Below are 18,940 nucleotides of genomic sequence, written 5' to 3'. Positions count from 1 at the left end.
GGTTCGTGCCCTGGTTCCGGTCAGTGGGTTTTCGTTTTCGGCGACGGCACCAGTTCGCCGCGCACGTCCTGGGGACGCACGATGCTGGTGATGCGGTCGACGTAATCCTGGTTTTTGTTGAACATCATCGGCAGCAGCGGGGTTACCGACACGCCGTTGAGGGCCATCGACTGCAATGTGCCGTCGGCGCCCAGGTAGCTGCCGCCGTGAGTGTCATGAATCATGTAAGGCGCGCCGTCGATGCGGCCGATCATCATCATCACGTGACCGGGGATGTAGACCAGGTCGCCGACCTGCAGTTCCGCCACCGCGGCCATGCGCGCGGCGCGGTTGTCATCCTGGTCGAACAGCACGTGATGCAACGCCGGGCTGACGGCTTGCGCGCTGGTGTTGCGCGGCAACTTCACCCCCATGCTGCGGTAGATCTCGGACACGAATCCGCTGCAATCGCGCGTGCCGTAGGCGTGTCCCCAGCCATAGCGCTCACCCAGGAACTTGAAGCCCTGCCGAACCAGGTTGGCCGGAGTCAAAGGCAGGTAATCCGCGGCGCTGTCGGCGCGTTTTGGCAGCAGTGCAGGGGAGAACGCCAGCGTGCCGTCGGGGTCGCGGACCGGCAGGCGAAGCACATGGGCGGTGTACGGGTGCTGGCCATTCACCGACTGGTCCAGCGGCACGTCCGCCACTGGCAAACGAATCCCCATGTCGAGTTGCAGCCGGGACACCCGCGGCTCCTCGCGGGTGAAAACGGTGTGCTCGGTGCCGCCGGTGATAACCCGGTACGGCGTGTCATCGACATAAGCAAACACGTCCGCGGCAGTGCCTTCGGCGACCTGGCGCTTCTCGATCCACGCCGCGTAGCGCGGGCTGACGACGAACAGCCAGTCGCCATCGGCGCTCTGGTGGGCGATCACCACCGGCGTGCCAGGGAACAGCGCACTCTCCTGCAGCCGATCGATATCGGTATCACCCTGGCGGCTGAACATCCGCTGCGCGGTGGGAAAGCCGCGCAATGCGGCACGATGGACGACCAGTCCATAACGGGTCGGTTGTGATTCCGCGATGGCCTCCAGTGCGAGGTTGTCGACCATCGCCTCCAGCGTCGCGGGGGCAACCGGAACGCCGTCGACATCCCAGCGGCTCGTGGTCGGGGCGGTCGATATGGCATCGATCCAGCCGCGCACCGTCGCCTGGTCCAGATTCGGGGGCAGGGCGCGCAAATCATGCATCGACGGGTCGAGCTTGAACAAACGATCGTTCTGGGCGCTGATCGCATCGAGTTCCCCCAGTACCCGGTCGGGATGATCCATTCGTGCGACCCAGAACCCGGGGGCCAGGTAGGCGTCCTCAACCCCGATTACACCGTGGGCCGGGATGCCGTCGGTCATCGGCGCAACCGCTGGCGCGTGAACCTCGCGTGCCGGCAACGGGCAAGCAGCAAGCGCGATGGCGACGCCGAGCGCGAGGGAAAGGGACTGCAATCGCATCGTCATACCTTCATGGGCTTGTCGGGGTGAATGGGTCGGAATGATCGCGTCAAACGCTTATTGTGCACTGCGGAATACATCATTCTTATATCACGATAGTCGAGAATATATTATTGCTTATCGGTGGGGGCCGTGCTAAACAGCTCTCCATGGGGGTCAAGCAGGAGGGGTTCGAGGGATGGGTCAGGTTCTGAACAAGCGCGCGTCAACCAGCACGGAGCGAGGCCGTGAGCAAGCCTGTGGGCCGTGGTTGGGAGCCGTGCTGTTCGCCTTGCTGGTGGTGTTCCCCATGCTGGGTGTCGCCGCCGAGGCGCCGGATAAACCAGCGCAGGATGAACCAGCATTGCCCGCGGTCATCGCCATGGTCGACGACGGTCACTTCCGCGAGGCCGAGGCCGCCATCGTCGCAGCGCTGCGGGACGACTCCATTGACGCCGGCGCCGAGCAGGCGTTGCGATTTGAACGCGAGCGCATGCGTCGCATCCTGATCGACTTCCATCTGCAGGAGGAGGAAGTACTGGAGCGCCTCCGCAAGCAGATACCCGACCTGCAAGCCGATGAGTTCGCACGCTGGAAGCAGGCCAACCTGATTGAACACCGCGTCATCGACGCAGAGACTTGGTACTTCGACCGCGCGGTGCCAAACCTGTTCCGGCTCAGTGACCAGGCGGCTGCGCGCCGCGCCAATCCCAAGCCTTTCAGCGAAGGCCCGATGGAGTCGGCCAACGCCCATCACGCGGCCATTCGTGCCCAGGCGCAGGCCAGCAACCAGACCAGCGTGCTGCCACGCCGGGTACGGGTAACCCAGAAACTGAGCGTGCCCGCCGATACCGTCCCAGCCGATGAGATGGTTCGTGCCTGGATCCCGTTTCCACGCGCGATTGCCGGTCAGCAGGAAGCCATCGACCTGCTGGACAGTGAGCCCGACGACGCGGTCATCGCTCCCGATTCGGTTGCCCAACGCACCGTCTACCTGGAAAGGCCCGCACGGGCCGGGGAGCCGACGAATTTCTCGATCAGCTACGAGCTCACCTTGTACGCGCAGTACCACGCGGTCGACCCTGACCAGGTCCAGCCAGCGCCTGCAACGACCGAGCTGGCAGCAAGCCTGGGTGAGCGCCCCCCGCACATCGTGTTCACCCCCGCCTTGCGCGAGTTCTCGCACAAGGTCGTTGGCGACGAGACCAACCCGTACCGGATCGCCCGGAAGCTGTTTGCTGCCGTCGACGAGATTCCCTGGGCCGGTGCACGCGAATACTCGACCATTTCCAACATCAGCGATTACGCGCTGCACGCAGGCCATGCCGATTGCGGGCAACAGACGCTGTTGCTGATCAGCCTGCTGCGGCTCAACGGGATTCCGGCGCGCTGGCAATCGGGGATGGTGTTCGAAGGTGGCGAAGGCCCCGACGACGACTACTGGAACCTGCACGACTGGGGCCAGCTGTATCTGGCCCCTTATGGCTGGGTGCCGATGGACGTGACGACGGGGCGATTGCAGGGCGCCGTCGACGACCAGGGCAACAGCCTGGAGTGGTTCTACCTCGGTGGCCTGGATGCCTACCGGATCGCCTTCAATGACGATTTCGGCGGTGATTTCTATCCCGAGAAACAGTTTTTCCGCTCCGAAACGGTCGACTCACAAAGGGGAGAGGTCGAGTGGAGCGGAGGCAATCTGTACTTCGACCAGTGGGATTACAGCTTTGAAGCACAGTTGCTGCCGCAACCTGATGCAAACCCGTAGATACGCCTGACAAACAACTTTTTGCCGGAGGGGTCATGAATAACAAGAAAGTGTTGCGAACAAAAGTACTAGTAGCCGCGTTGGGTCTTTGCCTGGCGTCATTGGCTCCGGTGGCCATGGCCCAGAGCGTCACTGGTGCCGTGGCGGGTAGTGCCGAAGCAGGCACCCAAGTCACTATCACCAACACCTCGACAGGGTCGGCGCGCTCCGCGACGGCGAGCGCGGACGGCAGCTATCGCATCGGCCAGTTGTCTCCGGGCCAGTACACCTTGACCGCCGGGTCGGGCGCCCCGGTTTCCGTCACTGTTTCCCTGGGTGGCACCACGACCGTCAACCTGGGCAGCGGTGGCACGGTGAACCTGGCCGCCGTGCAGGTGATCGGTTCCAGAGTGGTCAACCGCGTGGACGTCAATTCCACCGAGTCCTCCACCAACGTCACCCGCGAGGAGCTTGCGCGGCTGCCGGTGGACCAGAGCCTGGGTGCCGTCGCGCTATTGGCGCCGGGCGTGGTTGCATCGGGCGCCAGCTTCGGCGGTCTGTCCTTCGGTGGCTCGTCGGTGGCGGAGAACGTCGCCTACATCAACGGGCTGAACGTTACCGACCCCTATCGCCGTCAGGGATTTTCATCGGTCCCCTTCGGGTTCTATGATGAGTTCCAGGTCAAGACCGGCGGTTATTCGGCGGAATTCGGCCGTAGCACCGGCGGCGTCATCAATGCCGTGACCCGCTCCGGCGGCAACGAGTTCAAGGCCGGCGCCGAGGTGACGATGGAACCGGCGGCCTGGACATCCTCGAGGAGGGACCGGTTCCACAAAGACGGCACCCTCGTTGAGGTCGACCGCATGAGCCGCGACGACGGGTCGTTCTACAAGGCCAACGTCTGGGCATCCGGCGCCCTGGTGCAGGACAAGTTGTTCTTCTTCGCGATGTACGAACAGCGCGACAGCAATCCGAGGGACATCGACACGATCGAGGCCTGGTACACCGACAGCAACAACGACTTCTGGGGCGGCAAGCTCGATTGGCAGATCAATGACAATCACTCGCTGGAACTGCTGGCCTTCTCCGACAAAGCCGAATCGGCGACCAGCAACTATGATTACGACTGGGATAGCGCCACGCGTGGCGCAAAAGCTGGTGAAAGCCATGACGGCTCCGGCGGCGACAACTGGTCGGCCACCTATACCGGGCACTTCGGCCAGAATTTCGTCGCCAAGGCGATGTATGGCGTGAACGAGCGTAGCGCCACCGGCGGTAGTCCATGGGACGGGGGCTGCAGCATCGTTACGCGGACTGGCGGCTACACCGACGCGTTCGGTCCGGAAACCACGCGGGAAGGCTGCCACCCGAGCAACAGCAGCATCAGTAGCCGGTTCGACAAGCGCGAAGCAGCGCGCCTGGACTTCGAGTGGACGATGGGCGACCACCTGCTGCGCTTCGGCGTCGACCAGGAAGTCTCGGACTCCAACAGTTCCAGGGTGTATCCGGGCGACGGCGTGAGCTATCAGGCGCAAGCCGCTACACCAGGTGGAGTGCTTCCCAATGGCGCGGTGATTCCCGGTGGCGTCACTCGGATCATCGACGCGCGTCATTACATCACCGGCGCCCCGGTCTCGACCAAGGTGCAGGCGATCTACGTGGAAGACAACTGGAATGTCACCCCCAACCTGCTGCTGAACATCGGTGTGCGCGCCGACAAGTTCGAGAACACGCTGGCTTCGGGCGCGACCTTCGCCAAGGCCGATTTCAGCGACATGATCTCGCCACGCCTGGGCTTCAGCTGGGACGTCCAGGGCGACGGCAGGACCAAGGTGTTCGGTAACGCGGGCCGCTACTACACCCCACTTACCAACAAGCTCACCGACTATTTCGGCGGCGGATCCACCGATGAGCATACCTACTACGAGCTCAATGGATGGGTCGAACGTACCGACCCGGTCACCGGTGGCACCTATCTGTTCCCGGACATTGGCGCCCAGCTCGGTGCGGTCAACACCGATGGCAACGTTCCCGCGCCCGACGACGTCCGCACGGCAGTCAGCCGCGATCTGAAGCAGGTATTCCAGGACGAGTTCATCCTGGGCTTCCAGCAGGCGATCGACAACGCGTGGTCGTATGGCGTCAGCGCCACCTACCGTGAGATGACCCGCGCCGTGGAAGACGCACGCATCAATCATGTAGAAGGATGCCCTTGGTATTCCGGTGACTGGCCCATCATCAATCCCGGCGAAAGCAATACCCTGTGGTGCCCGGACACGGAGGAGTGGGTTGAATTCGACAGCTCCAAGGACGGCTATATGGCGCTCGGCAGCGGCGCCATCATGGGTTACAGCAAGCCCAAGCGCACATACAAGGCCCTGGAATTCCAGCTGGACCGCGCCTGGGACGACAAGTGGGCATTCAATGCCAGCTACCTGTGGTCCAAGTCCGAGGGCAATATCGAAGGACCGGTCAACTCTGACACCGGCTACAACGACACCAACCTGGTGCAGTACTTCGACCACCCGGCCGTCAACGAGCGTTACGGCGTCCTGTTCAACGACTCCCGTCACCAGATCAAACTGCGCGGCAGCTACAAGCTCAATGAGATGTGGAGCTTTGGCGGCACACTGTCCTCACGGTCCGGCGGTCCAATCACCGCTTTCGGCGTGCGCTGGCCCAACGATGATCGCAGTGCCGGCGGGCCCGGTGAATACAGCGGCGGCGGTTCTGGCTGGCTGTGCGTGGCGAACTGTGACGACTGGCAGACGCGGGAACTGGTGTTCACCGAGCAGGGTGCATTCGGCCGGATGCCCTGGGTCACCAACCTGGGTGCCAGCGTGACCTGGACGCTGCCGTCGGAAAACGTTGACCTGAAGGCACGCTTCTCCGTCTTCAACCTGTTGAACAGCCAGACCGCAACCCGGGTGCATTCCCGCTACGAAAGCACCCCCGGCAACGAAATGCCGTACTTCGGGGAAGCGCTTGGCTGGCAGTCGCCGCGTTACGCGCAGTTGGTCGTGACCTACGTATTCTGAGTCACGCCCCAATCGGCGGCCCGCTTGTCGGGCCGCCATCCGCTCAAGGCCACCAATGATTTGGCCATGCTTGCGGACAAGTAAGCATCGGCAAACGCCCGGCCGAGGCCGGAAGGAATACATGAATACTCGTATTGGCATAGTTTGCGCGGCGCTGGCCGTCTCACTTGCGGGCTGCGCTCAGCAGCCCGTCCTTACCGCGTTACCCGGTCCGCTGACCATCGACACCCACGTCGATATCCCGCTGGACTACATGCGCGACCCGCGCTTCGACGTCGGCACCGACACCGAGCTGCGGGTCGACCTGGGCAAGATGGAACGTGGCGGCCTGGATGCGGCGTTCTTCGTTATCTATACCGAGCAGGGGCCATTGACCGACGCCGGCTATGCCGACGCCATGGCGCAGGCGGAGCGCAAGTACTCGGCGATCGAGATGATGCTGGAGCGGTATCCCGACCGCATCGCCCTGGCGACCACGCCCGAACAGGTGCGCCAGCACAAAGCCGACGGACTGCTGTCGGCGATGATCGGCATCGAGAATGGCTACTCGTTGGGTGATGACCTCGACAACCTCGACGCAGCATATGCACGTGGGGCGCGTTATCTCGGTTTGACCCACGTCGGCCACAACGCCATCTGTACCAGTTCCAGTGGGCGTCCGGAGTTCGGCGATGCGCCGCCCGGGGACGTGGGCTTGAGCACCTTCGGGCGCTCGGTGGTGCAACGCGCCAACCAGTTGGGGGTCATGGTCGATGTGTCCCACACCTCGGATGCCTGCGTGCGCGACGTGCTGGCGGCATCGACCGCGCCGGTAATTGCATCCCACTCCGCAGTCAACGCGCTGGCCGACAACCCGCGCAACCTGGACGATGCCCAGTTGCGGGCCATCGCCGACCATGATGGCGTCGCCGACATCGTCGCCTACACCTACTTCCTGAAGTCCGACCCCGCACGTGCGGCGGCCGAGGACGCACTGCAGGCGGAAGTTGCCGAGCAGGCCGGCGCGGCGGAGTTCGACAGTGAGCTGCACGAATCCCTGCCCGCGTACCAGGCCGGCATCAAACGTATCAAACAGCAATTTCCGATCGCCGACCTGGACGATTACCTGGATCACATCCAGCACGCCGTCCAGGTCGCCGGCATCGACCACGTCGGACTGGCCTCCGACTTTGATGGTGGTGGCGGCATCACCGGGTGGAACGACGCCTCGGAGACCGCGAACGTAACGGAAGGATTGCGTCGCCGTGGATTCACCGAAGCACAGATCGCCCAACTCTGGGGCGGCAACCTGTTGCGGGTCTGGAGCGAGGTCGAGCAGGTTGCGCAGCGGATGAAGGCCACGGATGACTGAGTCCGTGCGTCATTCGCGATGGTGGGCGATGGCGTTGTCGGCTGTGGGATTGCTGGCTGCCGTGACGTTTCCGGCCGCAACTGCAACTGGCGACTCGTCGCCGCCAGCGATGGATGAGGCAAGACCGGTCGCTGATCCGGCCCCGAGGCTCGACCGCGTTTTTGATGCCGTGATGGATCGCTATCAGTTGCCAGGGCTCGCGGTGGGCGTCATTGAAGACGGCCAGGTCGTCTACGTGCGCACCGCCGGCGAGTTGGCCGAAGGCTCCGGTCAACCGGTCACGCCAGACACCCTGTTCAAGATCGCCTCCAACACCAAGGCGATGACCGCCGCCGTGCTGGCGCGTCTGGTCGATGCCGGCAAGCTGCGCTGGGACGACCCGGTGGTCAAACACCTGCCACAGTTCCGCATGCACGACCCGTGGGTCACCAAACACATGCAGGTCCGCGACCTGCTGGTCCACAACAGCGGCCTGCCCGAAGGCGGCGGCGACCTGATGCTGTGGCCGCAGCCGAACCTGTTTGATCGCGACGACATCATCAATGGCCTGGCCCACATCAAGCCGGCCTACGGCTTCCGCTCGGGCTATGCCTACGACAACCTGCTGTATGTCGTCGCCGGTGAAGTGGCGGCCGCGGTGGGTGGTGCGTCCTATGAGGAGATGGTCCGGCGCGAGGTGTTCCAGCCGCTCGGGCTGGACCGGTGCAAGGTCGGCGAGATCGATCGCGCGGCGGTCGGCAATATCGCCCAGCCACATCGCCGGGAGGACGGTCGCAACATTCCGGCCGCGGTCGACGACGAGATCATCCCGGCGATCACGTCGGCGGCCGCCGGCGGCATCCGTTGCAGCGTCGGCGACATGCTCGACTGGGCACGGAACTGGCTGGTGCCGACCGAACAACAGCTGCAATGGTTGTCGCCGGAGCAGCGCAAGGCGATGTGGACAGCGCGCACGCCGATGCCGATCTCACAGCGCAGCCGCGACTGGAACAACACCCATGCCTCCGCCTACGCGTTCGGTTTCCGCCTGGCCGATGTCGATGGCGCCTGGACGGTCTCGCATACCGGCACGCTGTCGGGCATGTACTCGGTGATGACCCTGTTGCCGGATTCGGATTCCGGCTTCGTGGTGCTGATGAACGGTAATGCCGGCGAGGCCCGGACGGTGATCAACCAAGTGCTGCTGAAGCACTTCACTACCCCGCAAGAGAATCCTACGGTCGCTGACTATGCGGCGCGCATCGCCAACCAACCGGCGTCGGCCGGCGATTCAGTGATGCCTGACACCTCCGCCCGTGTCCCGGCCACGGCCGCGACGCTTTCCAACCATTTGGGTCGTTACACCGATCCCTGGTTCGGCGAGGTTGCGGTATGCAAGGGCGACGGTGACGTGCGCTTCACCGCGGTCAAGTCGCCGCGCATGCGCGGCCAGGTGATGGAAGTGGGAGAGCGATTGCTGGTCGAGTGGGACGGTCCGGGTCTGGATGAAGCCTGGCTCGACTTCGCCGAAGCAGGTGCGTCGCCCGCGCTCTCGATGGCCAAGGTAGATCCGAATGCCGATTTCAGCTCCGACTATGAGGACCTCGCTTTTGAACGCACCGGTGATTGTGACTAGAACGCTACTGCGACTCGCCGCCGCGGCCTTGGTGGCGGCGCTCGTTGGCGCCTGCGCGTCGACCGCCTCGACTGCTTCGACCGCGTCGACGCCGCAGCTGTCACCGGCGCAGACCCACGCCGAAGCCGGCCTGGTCGATATCCGCAGCCTCGTCCCCGACATGGTCCAGGAAATCCGCTACGCCGGCAGTGAGAACTTCGTCGGCGTGCCGATCGACGGTTACCAGGCCCCGCGCTGCTACCTGCTCGAGCCGGTCGCCGAGGCGTTGCAAAAGGTCGAGCAGGAGCTGCGCCAACAGGACCTGCGCCTGAAGATCTTTGACTGCTACCGGCCAACCCGCGCCGTCGCGCACTTCGTCCGCTGGGCCAACGACCCGGGCGACGTGCGCAACAAGGCCGACTACTACCCCGACATGGACAAGCCCGACCTGCTGAACGGCTACATCGCCGCGGTATCCGGACACAGCCGCGGCGCGACGGTCGACCTGACCCTGCTGCAATGCGAGGGCGAGACGTGCGAACCGCTCGACATGGGTACCGGTTTCGACTTCTTCGGCCCGCTCGCCAACACCGACTCGTCTTTGGCCACGCCGGCCCAGCGCGCCAATCGCGAACGCCTGCGTGAGGCGATGGAGCGCCACGGGTTCGCCAACTACCCGATGGAGTGGTGGCATTACACGCTGCGACCGGAACCGAGCCCGACGCTGATGTTTGACGTACCCGTGTCCCAACCCACGGCGGACCAGTTGATGGGGCGCTATGACGGCGACGTGCCCGGCGCATCGCTGCTGGTGATCAAGGATGGCCAGCCGGTGGTGCGACGCGGCTACGGCCTGTCCGATCTCGAGAGCGGCACCGAGGCCGGCCCGGCGACCAACTACCGGCTGGCATCCGTTAGCAAGCAGTTCACCGCCGCCACGATCCTGCTGCTGGCCGAGGACGGCACGCTCGACCTCGACGACCCGTTGCGGCAGTGGCTGCCGTCGCTGCCGGATGCCGCCGACGGCATCACCCTGCATCACGTGCTCAGCCACACCTCCGGATTGATCGACTACGAAGACGTGATCCCGGAAAACACGACCGGGCAAGTCCATGACGCCGACGTGCTGCGCCTGCTCGAAGGCCAGGACCAGACCTACTTCGAGCCCGGCACCGACTACCGCTACAGCAACAGCGGCTACGCCTTGCTGGCGTTGATCGTGGAGCGCGCTTCCGGCCTGGACTACCCCGCGTTCCTGCGCGAGCGGATATTCCTGCCGCTGGGCATGCACGACACCCTGGCCTACGTGCAGGGCGGCCCGGAAGTCCCCAACCGGGCCTTCGGGTACAGCCAAGTCGACGGCCAGTGGATCCGTACCGACAAGAGCCAGACCAGCGCGGTGCTCGGCGATGGCGGCATCTACTCGTCGATCGACGACCTCGCCAAATGGGACGCCGCGCTGTACGACGACCGCCTGCTCAGCGACGAGTCACGCCGTCTCGCCTTCACCGCGGTGACCCCGACCGATGATCCCGCAGTTGAATACGGCTACGGCTGGCGCATCACCGACGACAGCCTGTGGCATTCCGGCGAGACCATGGGCTTCCGCAACGTGATCGTGCGTTACCCACAGCAGCGGTTGACGGTGGTGCTGCTCAGCAACCGCAATGATCCCGAACCGTATTCGACCGCGCTGGAGATTGCCGAGCTGTTCAAGCGATAAGCAAAAAAAAGCGGCCGAAGCCGCTTTTTTTCAGGTCGGAAAGGCCTTATGCAGCCTTTCTAGCCAGGTCGCGCAGCACGTAGTGCAGGATCCCGCCATTGCGGTAGTACTCGGTTTCCTTCGGGGTCAACAGCAGCACGTCGACCTCGAAGCGCTTCTCACTGCCGTCGGCCTTCTTCGCGACCACGGTAGCGGTCTTGGAGGCGCCGTCCTGCAGGCCAATCACGTCGATGACCTCCGAGCCGTCCAGGCCGTGGGTACGTGCGGTTTCGCCATTCTTGAACTGCAGCGGGAGCACGCCCATGCCAACCAGGTTGGAACGGTGGATGCGCTCGAAGCTCTCCGCCACGACCGCCTTTACGCCCAGCAGGATGGTGCCCTTGGCCGCCCAGTCACGCGAGGAGCCGGTGCCGTATTCCTTGCCAGCAAATACCACCAGCGGGACGCCGTCGGCCTTGTACTTCATCGCCGCGTCGTAGATGTCCATCTGCTCGCCAGCGCCGCCGTCGGTGCCGTAGTACCTGGTGAAGCCGCCTTCCACGCCGTCCAGCATCAGGTTCTTGATGCGGATGTTGGCGAAGGTGCCACGAACCATCACGTCATCGTTGCCGCGACGCGAGCCATAGCTGTTGAAATTGGCATGCTCGACGCCGCGTCCCAACAGGAAGCGCCCCGCAGGCGAGTCCTTCTTGATCGCGCCGGCCGGTGAGATGTGGTCGGTGGTGATCGAGTCGCCAAACAGGCCCATCACACGGGCGCCATGCAGGTCATCGATCGCGGCCACATCCATGGTCATGCCATCGAAGTACGGCGGGTTCTTGATGTAGGTCGAGGCCTCGTCCCAGGCGAAGGACTCGCCGTCGGGCGACTCGATCTCGTTCCAGCGGGCGTCGCCCTTGAACACGTCGGCGTAGTTCTGCGCGAACAGCTCGGGACCGACCGTGGCGGCGATCATGTCGCCGATCTCCTGGTTGGTCGGCCAGATATCGCGCAGGTAGACGTCGTTGCCGTCCTGGTCCTTGCCCAGCGAATCATTGACCAGGTCCAGATCGATGCTGCCGGCAATCGCGTAGGCGACGACCAGCGGTGGGGAGGCGAGATAGTTCATCTTCACCTCGGCGTGGATACGACCTTCAAAGTTGCGGTTGCCCGACAACACCGCCGCGACGGCCAGGTCGTTCTCCGCGATGCCCTTGGACACGGCGTCAAGCAGCGGACCGGAGTTGCCAATGCAGGTGGTGCAGCCATAGCCCACCACATAGAAGCCAACTTTTTCCAGGTCCTCAAGCAGGCCCGCTTTCTGCAGGTAGTCGGTCACCACGCGCGAGCCGGGACCGATCGAGGTCTTGACCCAGGGCGCGGCCTTCAGACCCCTGGCCGCCGCCTTGCGTGCGACCAGGCCCGCGCCCAGCATCACCGCCGGGTTGGACGTGTTGGTGCACGAGGTGATGGCGGCAATCACCAGCGAGCCATCGCTCAGGGCATGGTCCTGGTCGTCCAGGCGGATATTCGAGATCGGCTTTGCCGCCAGGTGTTCGGCCTGCGGCTGGGCACCACCTTCGTCCTTCAACTCCTCCACCGCACAACCCACGCGGTTGGCGGTGAAACCCTTCACGTTGGTGGTGAAGTTTTCCTGCATGTCGCTCAACAACACGCGGTCCTGCGGACGCTTGGGGCCCGCCAGCGACGGCTTGACCTCGGACATGTCCAGTCCGATCACCGAGGAATACTCGGCTTCGGGCTGGCCCACCTCGTGCCACAAGCCCTGGGCCTTGGCGTAGGCCTCCACCAGTGCAATCTGCTCCTCACTGCGGCCTGACAGGCGCAGGTACTTCGACACCTCGGCATCGATCGGGAAGATACCGCAGGTGGCACCGTACTCCGGCGACATGTTGCCGATGGTGGCGCGGTCGGCCAGCGGCAGGTTCTGCAGGCCTTCGCCGAAGAACTCGACGAACTTGCCGACCACGCCATGCTTGCGCAGCATCTGGGTAACGGTCAGCACCAGGTCGGTCGCCGTTGCGCCCTCGGGCAGCTTGCCGGTCAGCTTGAAGCCGACCACCTGCGGGATCAGCATCGAGGACGGTTGGCCCAGCATCGCGGCCTCGGCCTCGATACCGCCAACACCCCAACCCAGCACACCGATGCCATTGATCATCGTGGTGTGGCTGTCGGTACCAAATACCGTGTCCGGGAACGCCATCAACTCGGTCACGCCCTGGTCGTTGGTGACCTCAGTGCCCATCACCACGCGGGCGAGGTTCTCCAGGTTGACCTGGTGGACGATGCCGGTGCTGGGCGGCACGACCTTGAAGTTTTCCAGCGCCTTCTGGCCCCAGCGCAAAAATCCGTAGCGCTCCTTGTTGCGCTCGAACTCGATCCGGCCATTGATGTCCAGCGCGTCGGGACGGCCATACACATCGACCTGCACGGAGTGGTCGATCACCAGCTCGGACGGGATCTGCGGGTTGATCTGGCTCGGGTTTCCCCCCAGCTTGGCGACGGCATCGCGCATCGCGGCCAGGTCGACCACGCAGGGCACGCCGGTGAAGTCCTGCAGCACCACGCGGGCGGGCATGAAGGCGATCTCGCTGGAAGTCTCCGCCGCCGGATCCCATTGCGCGACTGCCTCGATATGCTCTTTGCCGACAGTGATCCCGCCATCTTCGTTGCGCAGCAGGTTCTCAAGCAGGATCTTCATCGAATAAGGCATCTTTGCCAGATCGAAGCGCTTGCCCAATGCGGGCAGGCTGAAATAGGTATAGGACTTGCCGTTGACGTCGAGTTGCGCGCGTGTGGCGAAGGAGTCGGCCATGAGGAGCTCCGTAGCTGGAAAAACATGGGGGAGGGCAGCGCGACAGGCCCTTGGCAAATGATCACGCCCAGGACAGCCGCCGCAGTACGATCTTCCTATTATGCCGGAAATCGCTATTTATCGCCTGCGGCGGCCCGTTGGGAGCGGGCCATGATCGCCTAGCGCAGCAACGTTTCCACCTGTGCCGCCATGTCACGACGGCGCAGCAGGAAGTCCCACATGCTGCCGCCCAGCTGCCGCCACAACACGGCCGAGCGCACCGCGGCAAGCAGCACCGCGCGCACTTCGGCGACGACGGCGGGCTGGCCCAGGTAGTGGGGGTTGCCCTGCACCAGTACCCGTGGACGCAGGTGGCTGAAGGTGTCGGCGTACAGGCTTCCCAGTCCCGACAACACATCGGGATGACTACGGCCAAGCCGTTGCGCCGCTTCGGCCTGGACAAGGATTCCCTGCTGCACGCGCTGGGCCATGGCACCGTCGGCGACAAAGCGGCGTTCAAGCTGGATTACGGCCAACGCCAGCCGGGGCAGGTGCTCATCGTGGCTTTTCTTCTTGGCAAAATAGTCGCGCAGCAACGTCAGCCCCGGACGCAGCGACGCGCGACCGCCATAGACTTCCTCGGTGGTTGAGGCATCTATCCGGAACACCGAGTCGAGCATGGTGTCGACCACGTTGGCGTTGGATTGGCCGGTATCGGCAATGCGGCGCACCTGGGCCAGCGCCTGGAGCATGCCGGCCAACGCGAGTACGCGTTCGCCAAGGGGGTTGTCACGGTGATCAGTCATGCAGCATTGGCCCTCAGGCGTTGTTCAAGTGGAGCGTCAGTGGTCGCGATGATGGCACCGCCCAGGCAGACCTGTCCGTCGTAGAGCACCAGCGACTGACCTGGAGTCACCGCACGCTGGGGCCGGTCAAAGCAAACCGCCAGGGTGCCGTCCTCGTTTACCGTGACCTCGCAATCCTCTTCGGTCTGGCGATAACGGGTCTGGGCGGTGCAGGTGAACCGCGACGCTGGTGCGCTCCCGGCAATCCAGTGTGCGGCTTCGGACCATAGCAACCGCGACGCCAGCCATGGTGTGTCGCTGCCCTGTTCGACATACAGCACGTTGTTGGCGATGTCCTTGCCCACCACGTACCACGGCGCCTGGGCAAACCCGCGTACGCCACCGATGTTGAGGCCTTCGCGCTGGCCCAGGGTGAAGTAGAACACGCCGGGATGATGGCCGATGATTTGCCCGGCAGGGGTGCGCAGCTCGCCGGTGCGGGCGGGGATATAGCGTCCGAGGAACTCACGGAAGTCGCGCTCGCCGATGAAACAGATCCCGGTGGAGTCCTTCTTGGCGGCGGTAGCGAAGCCGGCATCGCGCGCCATCTGCCGCACGTCGGCCTTGTCCAGCTCACCCAGCGGAAAACGGGTGGCCGCCAGTTGGGCCTGCCCGAGCTGGTGCAGGAAGTAGCTCTGGTCCTTGTTGCTGTCTACCGCACGCAATAGCTGGCAGCGTCCGTTATCGCGCGTGATACGGGCGTAGTGTCCAGTGGCGATGAAGTCCGCACCCAGGTCGCGGGCCGCGTCCAGGAAATGCTTGAACTTGATCTCCCGGTTGCACAGCACATCGGGATTGGGCGTGCGCCCGGCGGCATACTCGGCAAGGAAATGTTCGAACACGCCGTCCCAGTACGCGCCGGAAAAGTCGCGGAAGTGGATCGGGATGCCGAGCCGGCCACATACCGCGACCGCATCGCGGCGGTCGTCCTCGGCCCGGCAGTCGCCACTGCCATCCTCCGCCCAGTTCTGCATGAACAGCCCGGCGATTGGTTCACCGGCATCGCGCAACAGCAATGCGGCCACCGACGAGTCGACACCGCCGGACATGCCCACGATGGTGCCGGGAGTGCTCACGCCAGCTGCTGCACCAGGGACAGCGGATGACGGCGGCCAGCCAGGTAGTCGACAACGGCGCGCCAGACCAACGGGCTGCGGTGGCGGTCGAGCTGGTTCTGCAGGTCGGTCGGGGCCAGCCACAGTGCCCGCGCGATACCGACATCCAGTTTGCGGTCGGGATCATGGGCGACCGGCTCCGCGGCAAACGCAAAGCGCAGGTAATGGCGGCCCTCGCCACCATCTGGGCCGGGTGGCGCTTTCCACTGATACGCACCGATGAAACAGGTCAGACGCACCTCCCAGCCGGTCTCCTCGCGTGTCTCGCGCAGCGCGGCGTCCTCCAGGCTCTCGTCGGGCTCCAGATGCCCGGCAGGCTGGTTCAATACCAAGCGTCCGCGGGAAGCTTCCTCGACCATCAACAACTGCCCGTCACGGACCACGACGGTGGCCACGGTCACGTCGGGTTGCCAGAAGCGGCCTTCGCGATAACTCAAGATTCATTCAACCAATGGTGTTTCGCCCATTTTGCCGGTGCTCCGGCCGGGCGTCCATCGTCCGGCCATCCGCCCACCGCGGGCGCGAGCATTTACAATGCGGCCATGTCCAGACCTGCCGAACACGAACACGACCATGGCCATGGCACGATGGTCGAGGCCGCCAAGCCCGAAACCGCCCGCCCACCGCTGTATTCGGTGTTGCTGCTGAACGACGATTACACCCCGATGGATTTCGTGGTCGAGGTGCTGATGCGGTTCTTCCCGATGACCGCCGAGAACGCCACCCAGATCATGCTCCACGTGCACACCCGTGGCCGTGGCGTATGCGGTGTGTTCACCCGGGAAGTGGCCGAATCGAAGGTAGCGCAAGTCAACGAATTCTCCAGGCTGAATCAACACCCGTTGCTATGTACGATGGAGAGGGCGTAACCGATAGCCGGCATGGAAAAGCGGGCTGGCATCCCCATCTTGGGTAGCAGTAGCTTTTCGGAGGCATCGCTTCATGTTCAGCAAGGATCTCGAGTTCAGCATCGGCCAGTGCTACAAGCGCGCCCGTGAGGCGCGCCACGAGTACATGACGGTCGAGCACCTGCTTCTGGCACTGCTTGACAACCCCTCTGCGGAGGCCGTGCTCAAGGCGTGCGACGCGGACGCTCCGCGCCTGCGCGGCGATCTGGAACAGGCCATCGCGACCTCGGTCTCGGTGTTGCCCGACGAGATCGATCGCGACACCCAGCCGACGCTGGGATTCCAACGCGTACTGCAGCGCGCCGTGTACCACGTGCAATCGTCGGGCAACAAGGAGGTCACCGGCGCCAACGTGCTGGTGGCGATCTTCGGCGAGAAGGATTCGCACGCGGTCTACTACCTCAACCAGCAGGACATCGCGCGGCTGGACGTGGTCAATTACCTGTCCCACGGGATTGCCCGCCAGGGTGACGATGGCGACAGCCAGCCGGTCGACGGCGAAGCCCGGCCAGCGGACGGCGATGCGGATGCCAAGGCCGAGGCACTGGACGAGTTCGCCGTCGACCTGAATCAGCGCGCCCGCGATGGCAAAATCGACCCGCTGGTGGGCCGGATGGACGAGGTGGAACGCACCATCCAGGTGCTGTGCCGCCGCCGCAAGAACAACCCGTTGTATGTCGGTGAGGCCGGCGTCGGGAAAACCGCGATCGCCGAAGGCCTGGCCAAGCGCATCGTCGACGGCGACGTGCCCGAAGTCCTTGCCGACGCGACCATCTATGCGCTGGACCTGGGCGCATTGGTCGCCGGCACCAAGTACCGTGGCGATTTCGAAAAGCGCCTCAAGGCGGTTCTTGCGCAGATGAAGAAGCATCCCGGTGCGGTGCTGTTCATCGACGAGATCCACACCATCATCGGCGCCGGCTCCGCGAGCGGCGGCACGATGGATGCGAGCAACCTGATCAAGCCGGCACTGTCCTCGGGCGACCTGCGTTGCATCGGCTCGACCACGTTCCAGGAGTACCGCGGCATCTTCGAGAAGGACCGGGCGCTGGCACGGCGCTTCCAGAAAATCGACATCGTCGAGCCGACCATTGGCGAGACCGTCGAGATCCTGCAAGGGCTCAAGGCGCGTTACGAGGCCCACCACGGGGTCACCTACGACGATGACGCGCTGCAGGCGGCGGTAGATCTGTCGGTCAAGCACATTGGCGACCGGCTGCTGCCTGACAAGGCGATCGACGTAATGGATGAAGCCGGGGCACGCCAGCGCCTGCTGCCGGAAGGCGTGCGCAAGGTGACCATCGACGTGGAGGAGATCGAGATGATCGTCGCCAAGATGGCGCGCATCCCGGCCCGCCAGGTCTCGGCAACCGACAAGGACGTGCTGCGCAACCTGGAGCGCAACCTGAAGATGGTGATCTTCGGCCAGGACCCGGCCATCGATTCGCTGACGTCAGCGATCAAGTTGTCACGTTCCGGCCTGGGCAGTCCCGACAAGCCGATCGGCAACTTCCTGTTTGCAGGCCCGACCGGGGTCGGCAAGACCGAGGTGACCAAGCAGTTGGCGCTGCAGTTGGGCATCGAGCTGGTCCGCTTCGACATGTCCGAGTACATGGAGTCGCATTCGGTGTCGCGCCTGATCGGTGCGCCTCCCGGCTACGTCGGCTTTGACCAAGGGGGCTTGCTGACCGAGAAGATCGTCAAGACCCCGCATTGCGTGTTGCTGCTGGACGAGGTGGAAAAAGCCCACCCGGACATCTTCAACATCCTGCTGCAGGTGATGGACCGCGGTGCGCTGACCGACACCAACGGCCGGGAGGCGAACTTCCGCAACGTGATCGTGGTGATGACCACCAATGCCGGGGCCACCCAGGCCGCCAGGCGGACGATTGGCTTCACCAAGCAGGATCACAGCACCGATGCGATGGAGGCAATCCGCAAGGGTTTCAGCCCCGAGTTCCGCAACCGGCTGGACGCCGTAGTCCAGTTCGATGCACTCGGTTTCGAGCACATTCTGCGCGTGGTCGACAAGTTCCTGATCGAGCTGGAAGCCCAGTTGCACGAGAAGGGCGTCACCATGACGGCGACCCCGGAAGCGCGCGAATGGCTGGCCCAGCATGGTTTCGACCCATTGATGGGTGCGCGACCGATGACGCGGGTCATCCAGGACAAGATCAAGCGCCCGCTGGCGGACGAGTTGCTGTTCGGCAAGCTGGTGGCTGGTGGCCGGGTAACGGTCCAGGTAAAGGACGACGAGCTGGTGATCGACGCGCAGCCCGAGCCGGAAAAGCTGCTGCCCGTTACCGTGGAATAGGCGGGTACGGAGCAGGCCGCCAAACGAAAAAGGCGACCCATGGGTCGCCTT

General features: G+C 64.1%; 12 protein-coding genes. 7 read left to right on the top strand and 5 right to left on the bottom strand.

Going from position 1 to position 18,940, the window contains the following annotated elements:
* Positions 1-20: 20 nt before the first annotated feature.
* Positions 21-1,484, bottom strand: coding sequence for a C40 family peptidase (locus ACW7G0_RS06035; protein ID WP_456988310.1), 1,464 nt, complete (start codon positions 1,482-1,484; stop codon positions 21-23).
* A 178-nt stretch (positions 1,485-1,662) separates the two neighbouring features.
* Between ACW7G0_RS06035 and ACW7G0_RS06030 the strand changes: the two genes are divergently transcribed.
* The 5 genes from ACW7G0_RS06030 (at position 1,663) to ACW7G0_RS06010 (ending at position 10,913) form a co-directional block, all read left to right on the top strand.
* Positions 1,663-3,228 carry a transglutaminase-like domain-containing protein gene (locus ACW7G0_RS06030; RefSeq protein ID WP_456988308.1) on the top strand — a complete coding sequence of 522 codons (1,566 nt, stop codon included), beginning with the start codon at positions 1,663-1,665 and terminating at the stop codon, positions 3,226-3,228.
* A 35-nt stretch (positions 3,229-3,263) separates the two neighbouring features.
* Positions 3,264-6,245, top strand: coding sequence for a TonB-dependent receptor (locus ACW7G0_RS06025; RefSeq protein ID WP_456988306.1), 2,982 nt, complete (start codon positions 3,264-3,266; stop codon positions 6,243-6,245).
* A 121-nt stretch (positions 6,246-6,366) separates the two neighbouring features.
* Positions 6,367-7,596, top strand: a complete 1,230-nt coding sequence (locus ACW7G0_RS06020) for a dipeptidase (RefSeq protein ID WP_456988305.1) — start codon at positions 6,367-6,369, stop codon at positions 7,594-7,596.
* A complete protein-coding gene (locus ACW7G0_RS06015) occupies positions 7,589-9,211 on the top strand; it encodes a serine hydrolase domain-containing protein (RefSeq protein WP_456988304.1) in 1,623 nt (540 codons plus the stop codon). Before ACW7G0_RS06020 ends, ACW7G0_RS06015 begins: the two co-directional genes overlap by 8 nt.
* Positions 9,150-10,913 carry a serine hydrolase gene (locus tag ACW7G0_RS06010; RefSeq protein WP_456988302.1) on the top strand — a complete coding sequence of 588 codons (1,764 nt, stop codon included), beginning with the start codon at positions 9,150-9,152 and terminating at the stop codon, positions 10,911-10,913. Before ACW7G0_RS06015 ends, ACW7G0_RS06010 begins: the two co-directional genes overlap by 62 nt.
* 46 nt (positions 10,914-10,959) lie before the next feature.
* Here the strand turns inward: ACW7G0_RS06010 and acnA are convergent, their stop codons facing one another.
* The 4 genes from acnA to ACW7G0_RS05990 form a co-directional block, all read right to left on the bottom strand.
* Positions 10,960-13,728: an aconitate hydratase AcnA gene (gene acnA / locus ACW7G0_RS06005; RefSeq protein WP_456988300.1), complete on the bottom strand. Its 2,769-nt coding sequence runs from the start codon at positions 13,726-13,728 to the stop codon at positions 10,960-10,962.
* Between the two features lie 158 nt (positions 13,729-13,886).
* Entirely contained in the window at positions 13,887-14,513 is a 627-nt protein-coding gene (gene hflD, locus ACW7G0_RS06000; RefSeq protein ID WP_456979408.1) for a high frequency lysogenization protein HflD, read from the bottom strand.
* Complete coding sequence (gene mnmA / locus ACW7G0_RS05995; protein WP_456988299.1) at positions 14,510-15,628, bottom strand: tRNA 2-thiouridine(34) synthase MnmA; 1,119 nt, start codon at positions 15,626-15,628, stop codon at positions 14,510-14,512. The genes hflD and mnmA overlap by 4 nt, the downstream gene beginning before the upstream one ends.
* Complete coding sequence (locus ACW7G0_RS05990) at positions 15,625-16,104, bottom strand: NUDIX hydrolase (RefSeq protein WP_456988297.1); 480 nt, start codon at positions 16,102-16,104, stop codon at positions 15,625-15,627. Before ACW7G0_RS05990 ends, mnmA begins: the two co-directional genes overlap by 4 nt.
* Before the next feature lie 105 nt (positions 16,105-16,209).
* Here ACW7G0_RS05990 and clpS point away from each other — a divergent pair, with 105 nt between their 5' ends.
* A complete protein-coding gene (gene clpS, locus ACW7G0_RS05985) occupies positions 16,210-16,536 on the top strand; it encodes an ATP-dependent Clp protease adapter ClpS (RefSeq protein WP_456988295.1) in 327 nt (108 codons plus the stop codon).
* Between the two features lie 73 nt (positions 16,537-16,609).
* A complete protein-coding gene (gene clpA / locus ACW7G0_RS05980) occupies positions 16,610-18,889 on the top strand; it encodes an ATP-dependent Clp protease ATP-binding subunit ClpA (protein ID WP_456988293.1) in 2,280 nt (759 codons plus the stop codon).
* Positions 18,890-18,940: the final 51 nt, after the last annotated feature.

It is taken from the genome of Lysobacter sp. A286, assembly GCF_054052105.1.
This window is presented reverse-complemented; position numbering and strand designations above follow the sequence as displayed.